This window comes from Planococcus maritimus (genome assembly GCF_001687625.2).
Classification (GTDB): Bacteria; Bacillota; Bacilli; order Bacillales_A; family Planococcaceae; genus Planococcus; species Planococcus maritimus.
On the sequence record NZ_CP016538.2, the window covers coordinates 2,934,688 to 2,948,885 of the forward strand.

The following is a 14,198-nucleotide window of genomic DNA, read 5'->3' on the forward strand; positions in this document are numbered from 1 at the left end:
CTTATTGTTTTCTTGTACGAACCGATACTGTTGTGATCAACGCTGCAAGCAATAGTCCAGCAAGTGCCCATAGGTAAGGCGCTGTGGAGTTACCGCTCATGCCGCCCATGCCTGTTGATGGCATTTCTGATGGCATTTCCGCTTCACCGAACTGTTCTGGGAACTGGTCAGTGATTGCTGCAGACAAGCCAGCTGCTGGCATGTTCATGTGTGCGTAAGCTTCACGGATCGAAGCGTAAGCTGTTTCGTAATCTCCAGCAACATAGCTGTCGAATGCTGTTAGCAATTGTTCAACGTGTGCTGTCAATCCTTCTTCAAGTGCGTCAGCCGGTACGCGTCCTTCTGTTGCTGAATCCAGGAATGCTGCTTGGTCCATGATGTATTGATCCAACTCAGCGCGCGCTTGTTCTTGGCCTTCTTCGTTGCCTTCACCAGTTGCTGTTACATAGTCGACGAAATAGCCGATGTGGGATTTCCACGTTTCTTCAAACTGTGCTCCGGCTTCTTCACCGTAAACAGAACCGACTGCTGCAGAAAGGTCATCTGCGTTCGCAAGTAGTGCTCCAGCTGCCTGGTCGAAGCTTTCCGCTCCATCAGCACCGTCTTGCATAGCCATTGCTGCAAGTCCAGCATGCTCTGTGAACGTCATGTTAAGGCTAGCACGGAGGTCAACCGCTGGTGTATCAGGGTTTGTGTTGTTGAATTTGTCAGGGAATTGATCTGTGATCGCAATTGACAAAGTTTCAGCGAACATGCTCATGTGGTGAATGGATTCGCGCTCCCACTCATAAGCTGTTTCGAAGTCGCCTTCAACGTATGCATCAAATGAACCGATCAATTGATCAACGTGTGCGTCCAATCCTTTGACGACTGCTTCTTCAGACAAACGTCCTTCTGTTGCTGCATCAAAGAATTTAGCTTGTTCAACTTTGTATTCTTCCAATTCAGCGAGTGCTTGTTTTTTGCCTTCTTCGTTGCCTTCTGCTGTTGCTGTTACATAATCAACGAAATAGCCGATGTGTGACTGCCAGATTGCATCGAATTGCTCTCCGCCTTCTTCACCGTAAACAGAAGCAACTGCCGCTTTCAAGTCTGCTGCGTTAGCGAGCAATGCGCCAGACGCCTGTTCGAAATCTTCAGCGCCGTCTACGCCTTTACGCATAGCTTCAACTGCGAGGAATGCGTGCTCCGTCAATACTGTATCAAGGGCGATGCGAAGTTCTGCCGCTTCCGTAGCTGTCGGCGACTCCATTTGCATTTGGCTATGTCCTCCGTGGTCATCTGCAAGTGCTGCTGTTGGTACGAGTAGGGATAGGCTTAGTGGTAGTGCCACCATCAATTTATTCATTTTCATCATCCATCTCTCCTTTGTTTTTGTTATTGTTTTTTTCGTTCTACTTACTCAACGGAGAGCGGATCAGTTTAGATCACATTTTTTAAAAAGAATTTTAAAATTGATAAAATCTTTTTTGTTTCGGGTAACTCCACTAGCTTTTCTTAGGCAGGAAATCACTAGCGAGTGCTATGCTTAATGAAAAGAAACCGATAGGAGCTGTGGTCATGCAATTTTATTGCGAGCAAGTATTTCACCAATTGGAACTCATCGTTTCCTCCGCCGGTGAATTAATCTCTACTATAGAAGAAAGCGAATGGGAACTGCGGCCAACCGAAGGGAAATTTTCGATTGGCGAATTGGCTAGCCATCTCGCATTGGTTTGTGCAGCAGACCTTCACATTGCAAATGGGGCAGATGAACATGAGATGACGGCCTTTTACAGATCGCGAATGCCCGCTTCCAAAGGCCAGGCATTAACTGAACTGGCCCACAGCTACGATCAGCTCCACCGTTTTTACTTATCATTAGATGAAGAACAACTTCAAAAAAAGCAAATCGCTTACTGGGGCGTTAGCTATAGTCGCTTTGAATGGTTATTGGAAATACTCGTCCACCTCACTCATCACCGTGCCCAATTGCATTCACTTATCGTGCACTATCTAAACAAAGAACCAAACCTCGCGTTATTCGAATAAAGTACTAGAACATTTCAGTACTTCGCTTACAAGTTTTCCATTTTGGGTATGGAAAACAGCCTATTGAAAATACTAAAGGACGTCATGAGTCTGCTCACGCCTCAAATTAGCTAACACCATCGCTCTTGTATAAAATCCCGCTTTGCTCGCTGAAGACTTCACGGTTCGCCGCCAAATCGCTGCCGTTACACCATTTCTAGCTTATTTCAGTACATCTCACAGAATAGACGATGTTACTTATCTTCTGTAATAGTTTTTTATTCTCTATCGATAATTGTCATGAATTTCTTTTCAGTATAACTTTTATAGGTGTTTTTTCTGTACTTTTGTACCGCTCAGATGGGGTATAATAGTCCTCATAATACAATCACGAAGGGACTGTCTCATATGCCTCTCGAATTTGCACGCCTGGTTTTTATGGCGTTTTCTGTTATGACAGCCATCGCCGCTTCCTATATTGCGCTCCTTTTAATCGGCCGGATTGCCGATAGGAGCCGCACGCATCCGCTCTGGTGGGTCATTGGCAGCTCACTGGTGTTCGGCACGGGCATTTTTTCCATGCATTTCATCGGCATCTTGACTTATCATTCCGCATCTCCCGTGCAATACGATCCGATTTTGCTGTGCATTTCGCTGCTCGGAGCATTCGGTGCAGCATTTCCCGCTTTCTATGTATTGCGTACAACGAATCCTCCTAAAAGACATTTGTATTTCAGCGGGTTTTTCATTGGATTCGGGGTGTTGTTCATGCATTACACCGGCAATGCAGCCGCTCAAGTGCCGGGCAATGCCCAGTTCGCCTTAATGCCGTTTCTTTTATCGATAGCCATCGCATTCGGTTTTTCAATTGCCGCTTTGCGCATTTTCTCGCGCACTCGCAAACAGCCGGAATCTTCGGCCAGAAAACTTCTCAGCGCTATAGTTCTTGGCGTAATGATCTCAGGTGCGCATTATGCCGGGATGCAAGCCGTCAGCTATTCCACTGCCTCCGCAGGTCCCGCTTCTTTCACGAACATGGGCCTCGCGTTCGTGGTGTCGGCGCTGATTGTTTTGCTGCTGGCCATTGCAGGGTATTTGGCTTATCTCGACCGTAAACAATTGATCAATGAAAAGCTTTATTTGAGCAAAATCCGTGAAAGTGAACGGCGATTTCGCAGGCTTGCAGAAATATCTCCAGAAGCGATCGCTATTCACAGCGACGGCAAGCTCTTGTATGTGAATAAAGCCTGCCTGGAAATGTTTGGTGAAACCGACGCTTATAAATTGATTGGAACTGCCGTGCTGGATTATGTCCACCCCGACTACCACGACATAGCAAAGTCCCGTATTGCTTCCATGAATCAAGGACTCACCACTCCCCCCGCTGAGCAATTGTGGGTAACGCCAAAAGGCATCTCTCACGAAGTTGAGCTGACGGGCATGAGCATCGAATTTGAAGGCACCTCTGCTGTACAATTACTGATTCGCGATATTACAGTCCAGAAACAAATTGAACGTGAGCTTGAATTGAACCGACAGCGTTACGAATCGCTATTCGAAAACAATCCTGACGGGATTTTTTCAATGGATTTGTCTGGGCGTTTAATAGACGTCAACGACTCGCTCGTTCACTTGCTTGGCTATTCACGGAACGAACTGATTGAAAAAACGTTCCACGCACTGGCAGATCACCGTCAGTTGAAAACCACCGAGACAAAATTTCAAATGGCGCTTAATGGCATCACTCAAAATTTTGAAACAGTAGGTTTACACAAATCTGGCCGACGCGTGTCGTTGCGCATCACCAATATGCCGATTTTGACGGACGGGCAAGTAACGGGCGTCTACGGCATCGCTAAAGACATCTCTGCTGAAAAAGGTGCACTGGCGATGCTTGCGGAAAGTGAAGAAAAATACCGTTCGCTCTTTGACTACAATTTGGACGCAGTTTTTGAAATGGATAAAGATGGGCGTTTCGTCAACGCGAACTCCATGACAGAAGAATTGAGCGACTACACGCGCGCGGAATTGATCGGCATCGATTTCACACCGCTGATCGCAGAAAATCTTGAACGCGTACAAAGCTTTTTCGCATCCGCCGTTTCTGGTGAAGCGGTCAATTTCGAACAGCGCATCAAACGGAAAGACGGCAACATCATCGAAGTCGACATCAATGCCGTGCCAAAACGGCGCAACGGCAAAATTGACGGCGTCTTTGCGATTGTTCGCGACATCACAGAGAAAAAAGCGTCAGAACAAAAAATCAATAACCTGGCCTTTACGGACCAGTTGACGGAGCTTCCAAACCGGCACTGGTTCTATCAAAATATCCGAGATGTACTTTCGAGAACGGAAGAACATCAGCAAAAAATCGCTGTCTTGCTGGTCGATTTCGACGACTTCAAGAACGTCAACGACTTGCTCGGGCATTTCGGCGGTGACCAATTCCTGAAAATTGTCGCCAACCGTATCCATTCCTGCTTGGGTCCACGGGATACCATTTCACGTTTTGGGGGCGATGAGTTTATCATCGTATCGGAAAATACGACCGAAGCTAAAGCCCACGCACTTGCCGAAACGATTCTCGACGTTATGCGTGAGCCAGTGCAATTGCTCGGCCAGGAATTTTCTGTGACCTTGAGCATCGGCATCGCGGTTCAGACAGGCTGTGAAAGCGACGGGGAAGAACTCATTAAGGAAGCCGATTTTGCCATGTATTCGGCAAAAGAGAATGGCAAAAACAATGTTCAAGTATTTACCCGCGAACTCAATAGCCAAATGACACGGAAAACCCAACTGGAACAAGCGCTAAAAAAAGCGCTCGATGAACAGCAATTCGCCCTTCATTACCAGCCGCAAATCAACTTGGCAAGCGGTGAAGTGATCGGCTATGAGGCGCTTCTTCGCTGGCAATCGCCGCTTGGCAACGTATCCCCGTCGGAATTCATCCCTATTGCTGAAGAAACCGGCTGGATTGTGCCGATTGGCGAATGGGCGCTGCGCCAAGCCTGCCGCGACAGCAAAGAATTTTCAGCACTGGGCCACGCAGCCCAAAAAATTTCGGTCAATGTGTCAGCGCGTCAATTCAAGGATCCCGACTTCAGCGAAAAAGTGCGCATCATTTTTGAAGAAGAACAAGTGGATGCGACACGCTTTGAAATCGAGATCACCGAAAGCGTCATGCTCGACATCGAGCAGTCGGCACGCATCATTTGCGAGCTGAAGGAGCTCGGCCTGCGCATCGCCATCGATGATTTCGGTGCTGGCTATTCTTCATTGAACGTTGTTAAAAATGTCGAAATCGATACCTTGAAAATCGACAAATCCTTGATTGATGAAGTCCTGATTAATCGACGGAACTTGTTCATCCTCGCCGCCATCATCGAAGTCGGCAAAAACCTTGATGCCCATATCGTCATTGAAGGCATCGAGCTCGAAGAACAGGCTGAACTATTGAAACCATTTGGGATTCTCGGGCAAGGCTATTTGTTCAGCCGGCCGTTGCCACCGGGAAGCCTCGACTCTTTTCTCAGCGAGTCTACGGCCGTCACTGCCCGCACCGCACCAAAACCAATACAATAAAAAAAGGCGTGCAGCTAGGTCAGCTGCACGCCTTTTCGTGTACCTTATTTGAGGCGCGTGTATTTGCGCACTGCTGGCAAAATTTCTGATGCCAATAACTCAAGATTTCGCTCGAGGCGCTCTATTGGCACCCCACCGAAATCCATTTGCGCGATATAGCGCTGATGCCCATAAAGCTCGTGCTGGTAAAGAATCTTCTCGATAATTTCTTGTGGGCTGCCAATGTTCATGACGCTTTCTTTTTCTGCTCCGTGCTGGAACGCTTCCTGTGGATAACCGCGGCCGTTGGTTTTGAGCATTCCTTTATCCACATGTGGATAATATTCCGCAAGCGCCTGTTGGGTCGTTTCAGCAGCATTGAAAAACCCTGCAGTCGCAACCGGCAATTGCGCAGCGTCATAGCCCGCTTCTGTCGCGGCCTTGCGATACGCGTCGATGGTCATCTTGAAAGTTTCCGCCGGTCCGCCAAGTGTCGCGAGCATCATCGGCACGCCAGCCTGCCCTGCTTTAATAGCACTCGATGGATGCCCACCGACCGCTCGCCAAATCGGCAGACTGCCGTGTTCTGGGCGTGGCAATACTTGAGCATCTTTTAGCGATGCGCGAAAACGGCCGTTCCAATTGACGGTTTCCTGCTCATTGATTTCAAGCAATAGCTTGAATTTTTCTTCGTACAATTCTTCGTAATAGCGGATATCGTAGCCGAGCAAATCGAAAAGCCCGACACGCGATGCACGGCCCGCGATGATTTCAGCGCGGCCTTGCGAAATCAAATCGATCGTCGCAAAATCCTCGAATACGCGAACCGGGTCTGAAGTCGAGATGATGGTCGACGAGCTTGAAATTTTGATTTTTTCAGTTGCCTGTGCGATTGCCGCCAAGACGACCGTATGCGCTTGCGTAGCGAAATACTCCTGATGGCTTTCGCCGACGCTGAAAAAGTCGACGCCTGCTTGTTCGGCGAGTTGTGCGAAGCGGATAATCTCGCGAACGCGTTCCCCTTCCGATTGCCGTTTTCCTGTATGTGGATCCGGCAAATGATCGCCGAGTGTATAAATGCCGAACTCGAGGCCGTTGTTCGGATTAATGCGGTATTGTTCCATGTGCTCCGTCCTTTCGCCATGCGTTTTCCCAATCCTTTTCAGTATAGCGGCTCGCATGACGCAGTGGAAATCAGCCATTCGACTGAAATAGGGAGGAGAAGAACATGCTCATGCTGAACTAGTTAAAGAAGCAGATGCACGAGGAGGCAGACAAATGACTAAATGGACAACCGCTCTCCTGGCACTCGCAGGAATCCTGCTCGTTGCCGGATGCTCGAGCGGAAATAACGAACGTGCAGAAAAAGACGCAACGGCATCGGAAATCGACGGGTTCTGGCAAGGCGCCATCGAAGTGCCCGGACAGCCGATTCCTTTTTCAATTGAATTTATAGAAGACGAAGGGTTCTTAAGCATTCCGCTGCAAGGCGTTAAAAATTATCCTTTGTCGACCGTTAAGCTTGATCTTCCGGAAGTGGCATTCGACGCCAACTTGCAAGGACAACGATTGGTATTCGAAGGTGCCATCGAATCGGAAAAAATCACGGGTCAAATGACGCAACAAAATCAGAAGTTCCCTTTCACACTCGAGCGCGGCGAGAAAGAACCAGCCGCCGACCCTGAGAAAATCATTGAAACAGCCGTAGAGGGCGGTACGATGCAGGCGCTCGAAGAAATTCCGGAAACAGATGGCCCTTACCCCGTCGCGATTTTGATTGCCGGTTCCGGCCCGACCGATAAAGACGGCAACTCGCTGACGCTCGCCGGCAAAAACAATAGCCTGAAGATGCTCGCCGAACAGTTGAAAGCTGAGGGCATCGCCGTGATCCGCTACGATAAGCGCGGCGTCGGCGACAATGCTGCACTTGCAAAAGCCGAATCCGAACTGCGCTTTAATGACTATGCGGAAGATGCAGCTGCCTGGATCCGCTTCGCGAAAGAAGATGAACGGTTTACGGATGTCACAGTCATCGGCCATAGCGAAGGCGCACTCGTCGGGCTCGTTGCCGCCAATCAAGAAAGTGCCGATTCCTATGTCTCGCTAGCAGGCGTCGGCCGAACTGCCGATGAACTATTGAAAGAACAGCTCAGCACTTTGCCGGCAGCGCAAGTAGAAGAAGCACAATCGATTCTCGACCAACTCGCTCGAGGCGACACCGTGGATGATGTGAGTGCGGAACTGCAGCAAGTCTTCCGGCCATCCGTTCAGCCTTATCTTCGGTCGTGGATGGCGTATGACCCCATTGAACAAATCGAACAACTCAACGCCGAGACGCTGATCATCGGCGGTACACGCGATTTGCAAGTGCCAATAACAGACGCTGAACTATTGCACGAAGCGAAGCCTGGCTCTGAATTATTGATTGTCGACGACATGAACCATGTGCTGAAATCTGTACCGGATGACGAAGAAGCCAATCTAGCGGCTTATGCCGACCCCGAATTGCCGCTTGCAGATGGTTTGTTGGAACGAATTGCGGAGTTTGTGAAAAACTAAAAAGAAAAGGCGGCACCCCGTGGGATGCCGCCTTTTCTTTTACTACTTGAGTTCTCTTACCAAAGTATGGGCAAAGCGGTCATGCGGCATTTGTTCGCCCATGTCTCGGCCGCGTTCTTTGTACCATTCGAGCGGCATAATTGAATCACGATAAGCAAGGCGTTTAAAGATTTGCTGATTGGTCAGTTCCCCTCCGTCTTCGCTTTCGATCTTGATGCCCGCTACTTTGTGTCCGATTGTCTGGCCGCGCGTCTTCAACTGCACATATTCCAATCCCCAAGCCAAAGCGGTCGGCGTGATAAGCGCATGCACCCATTCCTGCTTGAACTTTTTACGGAGCAGCGGTTCGATGATTCCGTTCACCGCAGCGCATACCGCAAAATCGATGGCAATGGCTTTGCCGCGCTTTTTCGTCAATGCATCCATCTTCCATTCCCCTTTCTTCCTCATTGCTTTCATTATAACGCTTAGGTTCGGCAAAGACAGCAGGGGCTGTATGCGTTATGATAAGGAAAACTCAAGGAAAACGAGGTGGCACGCATGGCATTTTTAGTGATTTGGCTGATGATGATTACATACGCTGTCTTTTTCGCGCCATCGGGTTCTGGCGGATACGAATTCGGCCCGCTGCTCATGGGAGACTGGGAAGGTGTCGACCCGCTCATTCTCGCCGTTTTCAACTCACTTGGCATTTTCCCACTCGTCTTTTTGACGCTGCTTGTGCCAAATGACCGCTTCCGCTGGCCGGCGTGGCCGTTTGCGCTTGTATCATTCGGGGTTGGGGCATTCTCGCTATTGCCGTATTTCGCATTCGGCAACAAGCCGCCTGAGAAAACACGCCGCGGGCCGAACTGGCTGCACCGTATCCTGCGCTCAAAAGCGTGGCTGATCTTTGTTGCCGCCATCAGCATCATCAATTTCCTCACCGTCTTCCGCGGCTTCTCGCCGAAAACCTACGCGGAAGCGTTCCAGACGTCCAGTTTGGTATCGGTCATGACCATCGACTGGTTCGTGTTATGGGGCTTGTCGGTTTATGCCACGTACCGCTTATTGCCGGACGCACGCTTCAAGCAATTGGCCTTGCTGCCGGTCGTTGGGCCGATTTTGGTCGTATTGTTTAACCGCACAACAAATAAAGAGCATTAAAAACGTTCCCGGCATCATGCTGGGAACGTTTTTTTATGGCGATTTCATTTATTGCAAGATGCCGCCGGCGTTTTTCTGTTTGTCCGCCGCCCACTCGTACGAACCTTCGTGTAAGGTCAGAGTTTGGTGTTCAATCCAAGCGACTTTTGTGAACAGCTTTTGCAGAAAATAGCGGTCGTGGCTGATCGCGATAATCGTGCCGTTAAACTCCTTTAACGTTTCCTCAAGCACTTCGCGCGATTCGATGTCGAGGTGGTTGGTTGGCTCATCCAATACGAGAACATTGCAGTCTTCTTGCATGAGCTGAGCGAGACGCAGACGCATCTTCTCGCCGCCGCTGAGGTCTTTGACGCGCTTGAAGACGTCGTGGCCATAGAACAAAAATTGCGCAAGCACATGACGGGCATCGCCTTCGGTCATCGACAAATGCTCACGGAACGCCTCGATGACCCGTGCCTCCCCGTCAAACGCTTCAAACTGCTGGGCGAGATAGCCGATTTTGACATTGCTGCCGCGGCGTACTTCCCCGCCGACCGGCTCGATTTCGCCCAATAAAATTTTCAACAAAGTTGATTTGCCGGTGCCGTTGTCGCCGACAATCGCCAGGCGATCCTGCCAGTAAACCGACAAGTCAACATCGGCAAACAACACCTCGTCGCCGAAACCGTGAAACACCTCCTGCAGCTCGAAGACTCGTTTGCCGCTACGGTCCTTGGCTTGCAATTTTAAGTTCATCGCCTTTTCCGCTGCTGGCCGTTTGACTAGTTGCATACGCTCAAGCATTTTCTCCATCATTTTCGCCTTGCGAAACAGATCGGGGTTCGGCGGTGAGGCTTCATTCGCCCATTGGCGCAGGCGGCGGATCGATTCTTTGATCTTTTGGATTTTCTTCTGCTGCTCTTTATACGCTGCAAATTGCTGCTCCATTTTTGCCTGCTTATTGCGTAAATAGGCGTCATAATCGCCTTTGCTTTCCCAAATTTCGCCGTCTTCAATTTCGTAAACCTTGTTTACGACATGGTTCAAAAACTGACGGTCATGCGAAATAACGACGACCGATCCGTTGTAATACTCCAAATAATGTTCCAGCCATTCAATCGCTGATAAATCCAAGTGATTGGTTGGTTCATCGAGCAAGAGAACAGATGGTTTGCTTAAAATAAGCTGTGCGAGCATGACTTTCGTCTTCTCGCCGCCACTCAGCGCGTCAAACGGCTGCTCGATCAGCGAAGTGATGCCAAGGCCATTCGCTACCGCTGCGATTTTGGATTCTGTTTCGTATCCGCCCGCTTCCATAAACTGCTCCTGCAATTCGCCGTATTGCCGCAATATCCGTTCATCGGCACTGCTTGCCAAATGCTGCTCAAGCTCACTCAGCCGGCTTTGCATGGCGTGCAAGGCGCTGAAGCTTTCATTTAAGACTTCGTATACGCTGTATTCCGGATAGTCCGGGATTTGGTGCAGATAGCCGATTCGGGTATTTTTTGTCCGGATGATGGTGCCGGCATCCGGCTCTTCCAGTCCCGCCAATAGCTGGAACAAAGTCGTTTTGCCTGAGCCGTTGCGGCCGACCACTGCAATGCGTTCTTGTTCATTGATTTCAATCGATAGATTGGTGAAGATTTCATTGCCGCCGATGGATTTGGTTAATTGTTGTGCCGTAATTTGCATGATTGACGCCTCCAGGGCGCAGCTTGAAAATCGGTACAAAAAAAAGACCGCCCGTATCAGGCAGTCTTTCACACTAGTGAAAAGAATGTCAGATATCAGCTGCGCGTGATTTTAAATTGACTACAAAAGGGCAGACTTCTCCCGTTGGCGTCAAATCAAACGTAATGACACGCGTGAAATACAAAGCTTCCTCCATTTTCACACCCATCACCGCAGCACATTTCTCCATTCTTCTCACCTCCGTTTCGTTGAATTATTTCAATATTATCACACTTTTCTGTGAAGGGGAATATTCAATGCTGTCTTTTCGCGAGATTCGACTTCAGCCAATACGTTTATAAGCTCTCCAAAGCCTTCAATCACCACATCCGCCTCTTTCAATTCCTGTTCCTGCGCAAAATCAAAACGGCAGCCAACCGCCACAAAGTTGTTCGCTTTCGCCGCGCGGATATCGGACAAGCGATCTCCGACAACCGCGCCGTCGGTCACCGCGTATTTCTCTTTGATCATGCGGACCAGGTCTCCTTTATCGAACGTTGCAGCTTGTTCGATGCTGAACGTTTCCGTCACCCATCGATTCAAGCCGTAATAAGATACAATCGCCTCTAAATAGCGCACCAGCCCGTTGCTTGCGATAAACACCGAGTAGCCTTCCGAGCAAAGTTTCTCGAGCACCTCTTCCACTCCCGGATATAAAGCGCCATGGCCTTCTCTGATGTTGTCGATCAGCCGTTCAAGAAAATGCCCATCCATTTCACCTTTCAATTCATCCGACTTCTCCGGCAACAATGCCTGCCATACCGCAGGCAGCGGCACGCCCATAATGTTCCGGTACTCATCGATCGGTGCCGCACCTTGCCATTCGCCGCGCTCACGAAGAATCGCAAATGCCTGTTCTAGCGATTTTTCTAAAATGGTAGCGGTTTGAAACAAAGTCCCATCCATATCAAAAATGACTGCTTTCATTTCTTATCCCTCATTTCTTTTCTTCATTTGATAACGAAAAAAATACCCGCTGCGTTGCACACTCCCTGTATACTGAAGAAAAAAGGAGGGATTCACTTGCTGCTCCTGCGACAGCTTTACTTGCAAGTGACCAGCTTGTCCTGGCTCGTGCTAACCGTCAGCACTTTAGGGTTGATTGCCTTCAGCACCTTCATGATGCCGATCATCGAGCCGGCAACGTTCACCAATTATGCAGACGCCTTGTGGTTTACGATGACCACTGTCCTGACCGTCGGATATGGCGACCTATACCCGGTCACATTAGCCGGAAGAATTTTCACTGTCGCGTTTCTCTACATCGTCGGCATCGGCTTATTTGCTTCGTTTATCGGAAAAGCCATCGACAGTTTGTCCTTACATAGAAGAATGAAAGAAAGAGGTGAGTTGATGTATAAAGGGCGCCACCATATTGTCATCATTGATTGGTCCTATAAAGCAGAGCACGCCATTGCTGAAATCTTAAAGCAAGACGCCACAACAGAAGTCGTCGTCATCGACCGGCTGGAAAAAGCCAAAGAGCTCAATTCAAGAATCCATTACGTCAGAGGCAATGCCACGCACGAAGAAATATTGCGGCAAGCCAATGTCGAGCAGGCAAAAGCGGTGCTGATTTTTGCGGATGACCGCATCGAAGACCAGATGCTGACAGACGGAAAATCACTATTGATCGCGACTGCCGTCGAACGCATGTCTCCAGACGTTCATACGACTGTCGAAGTCGAACGGGAAGAACATTTGCCGAGCTTCTCGCATATCCAAGTCGACAAGTTCATCATGTCCAGCGGCACCATCGCCAAAATGGCCGTCAGCTCGATTTTTACGGAAACCCAGTAAACAAGAAAAACAAAACCCGGCACGTAATTTATGATGGGTTTTTAGAGTGTTCAAGAAATTTTTAGTCTCCTATAAACAAAAAACATACTAAGATTAGTAGGACGGACCAAGGCATTGGTTTGTCTTACTATTTTTTTATAGTAGAGGAGAAGCGTTCGCTCGACTCCAGTGGATCAGCGAGACGACCGAGACCCCGCAAGACGCGAAGCGGCTGAGGAGGCTTGGGCGCGAGCCCACGGAAAGCGAGCGATAAGCTTCGGAAAATACAGCTTCTTAAATTTCTCGAGAACCCGAAAACCCGGCACGCGATTGCATGCCGGGTTTTACTTATGACTTTTTAATGCCCATTGTCTTCTTGTATCCGTCTAGGTAACCCTGTTCAGACGGGCTCGCCATGTCCGGCGCACTCATGGCGCGGTGCCAATGTGGATAGAACGGTGCCGGACGCGCAGCTGCTTCGATCAAATCGTGTTCATCACGCTTCAGCTTAATCTTATAGGAAGCGATATTTTCTTTCAGCTGTTCTTCATTGCGTGCTGCGATGACGATCGGCCCGACGTTCGGACGGTCGCGCACCCACGCATAAGCGATTTGTGGCACAGTGGCGTTATGATTGGCTGCCACTTCCTCTAAGGCATCGATCACTGTATACAAGCGTTCCTGATCGTATACCCAAGGCTCCGGCCAGCCGCCGCCTTGGCGCGTATCTTCCGGAGCTTGTTTGTCACGGCCGATTTTGCCATTCAACAAGCCTTCGCCGAGCGGACTCCAAATCATCGAGCCGACTCCGAGTTCTGCACCCGCTGGAAGCAGTTCATACTCCGCTTCGCGCGCTTCCGGCGTGTAGTAAATTTGTTGGGTGATCGGCGGAATCTTGCCGTTTTGTTCCGCAAAGGTATGTGTTTTGGCCAGCGCCCAGCCGCTGTAGTTCGACACGCCCCAATGGCGAATCTTGCCGGCTTTGATCAAATCGTTCATCGTTTCAACCGTTTCTTCAACCGGCGTCTGCCCGTCCCATAAATGGACAAAGTACAGGTCAAGGTAATCTGTACCCAAGCGCGTCAAGGATTCATCAATCGATTTCAATAAATGATTGCGCGAAGCGCCGCGCGCATTCTGATGGCCGTCAAATGGAAAACCGGTCTTCGACGTCAGCAAGACTTGATCCCGCTTGCCGCGAACCGCTGCCCCCAGTACTTTTTCAGCATTGCCTTGCGAGTATAAATTCGCTGTATCAAACATATTAATGCCTGCTTCAAGCGACAGGTCGATCATGCGGCTCGCTTCGTTTTCCTGGATATTGCCTGCCGCCTCAAACCCATTCGTGCCGCTGAACGGGACCGTTCCGAGAATGTATTTCGGGACGCGCAGCCCCGACTTTCCTAAGTTAATATAATCCATTGAAGAAATCC

Annotated in this window: 12 protein-coding genes; 5 read left to right on the forward strand and 7 right to left on the reverse strand. The window is 49.4% G+C overall.

Features of this window, described 5'->3' with window-relative positions; translation table 11 throughout:
- Position 1: 1 nt before the first annotated feature.
- A complete protein-coding gene (locus BBI11_RS14520; RefSeq protein ID WP_068465020.1) occupies positions 2-1,354 on the reverse strand; it encodes a copper amine oxidase in 1,353 nt (450 codons plus the stop codon).
- Between the two features lie 206 nt (positions 1,355-1,560).
- On the opposite strand from BBI11_RS14520, the gene BBI11_RS14525 reads away from it, so the two are divergent.
- Together BBI11_RS14525 and BBI11_RS14530 are read left to right on the forward strand one after the other, a co-directional pair.
- On the forward strand, positions 1,561-2,031 hold the full coding sequence (locus BBI11_RS14525; protein ID WP_068465023.1) for a DinB family protein: 471 nt from the start codon (positions 1,561-1,563) through the stop codon (positions 2,029-2,031).
- A gap of 387 nt (positions 2,032-2,418) precedes the next feature.
- The gene (locus BBI11_RS14530; protein ID WP_068465026.1) at positions 2,419-5,592 is read left to right on the forward strand and encodes a bifunctional diguanylate cyclase/phosphodiesterase; all 3,174 of its coding nucleotides are present in this window, start codon (positions 2,419-2,421) and stop codon (positions 5,590-5,592) included.
- A 44-nt stretch (positions 5,593-5,636) separates the two neighbouring features.
- Here BBI11_RS14530 and BBI11_RS14535 read toward each other — a convergent pair whose 3' ends face one another.
- Positions 5,637-6,695: an LLM class flavin-dependent oxidoreductase gene (locus BBI11_RS14535; protein WP_068465029.1), complete on the reverse strand. Its 1,059-nt coding sequence runs from the start codon at positions 6,693-6,695 to the stop codon at positions 5,637-5,639.
- Between the two features lie 154 nt (positions 6,696-6,849).
- On the opposite strand from BBI11_RS14535, the gene BBI11_RS14540 reads away from it, so the two are divergent.
- Positions 6,850-8,130, forward strand: a complete 1,281-nt coding sequence (locus tag BBI11_RS14540; RefSeq protein WP_068465032.1) for an alpha/beta hydrolase family protein — start codon at positions 6,850-6,852, stop codon at positions 8,128-8,130.
- A gap of 42 nt (positions 8,131-8,172) precedes the next feature.
- On the opposite strand, the gene BBI11_RS14545 is transcribed toward BBI11_RS14540, so the two are convergent.
- A complete protein-coding gene (locus BBI11_RS14545) occupies positions 8,173-8,580 on the reverse strand; it encodes an RDD family protein (protein WP_237150287.1) in 408 nt (135 codons plus the stop codon).
- A 90-nt stretch (positions 8,581-8,670) separates the two neighbouring features.
- On the opposite strand from BBI11_RS14545, the gene BBI11_RS14550 reads away from it, so the two are divergent.
- A complete protein-coding gene (locus BBI11_RS14550) occupies positions 8,671-9,276 on the forward strand; it encodes a hypothetical protein (protein WP_068465038.1) in 606 nt (201 codons plus the stop codon).
- Between the two features lie 48 nt (positions 9,277-9,324).
- On the opposite strand, the gene abc-f is transcribed toward BBI11_RS14550, so the two are convergent.
- The 3 genes from abc-f to BBI11_RS14560 form a co-directional block, all read right to left on the reverse strand.
- Complete coding sequence (gene abc-f, locus BBI11_RS14555; protein WP_068465041.1) at positions 9,325-10,947, reverse strand: ribosomal protection-like ABC-F family protein; 1,623 nt, start codon at positions 10,945-10,947, stop codon at positions 9,325-9,327.
- An 88-nt stretch (positions 10,948-11,035) separates the two neighbouring features.
- Positions 11,036-11,176, reverse strand: a complete 141-nt coding sequence (locus BBI11_RS16410) for a hypothetical protein (RefSeq protein WP_156889083.1) — start codon at positions 11,174-11,176, stop codon at positions 11,036-11,038.
- A 38-nt stretch (positions 11,177-11,214) separates the two neighbouring features.
- Positions 11,215-11,913 (reverse strand): HAD family hydrolase, encoded by a 699-nt coding sequence (locus tag BBI11_RS14560; RefSeq protein ID WP_068465043.1) that lies wholly within the window; start codon positions 11,911-11,913, stop codon positions 11,215-11,217.
- 96 nt (positions 11,914-12,009) lie between these two features.
- On the opposite strand from BBI11_RS14560, the gene BBI11_RS14565 reads away from it, so the two are divergent.
- Positions 12,010-12,786: a potassium channel family protein gene (locus BBI11_RS14565; protein WP_068465046.1), complete on the forward strand. Its 777-nt coding sequence runs from the start codon at positions 12,010-12,012 to the stop codon at positions 12,784-12,786.
- 327 nt (positions 12,787-13,113) lie between these two features.
- On the opposite strand, the gene BBI11_RS14570 is transcribed toward BBI11_RS14565, so the two are convergent.
- On the reverse strand, positions 13,114-14,187 hold the full coding sequence (locus BBI11_RS14570) for an aldo/keto reductase (RefSeq protein ID WP_068465049.1): 1,074 nt from the start codon (positions 14,185-14,187) through the stop codon (positions 13,114-13,116).
- Positions 14,188-14,198: the final 11 nt, after the last annotated feature.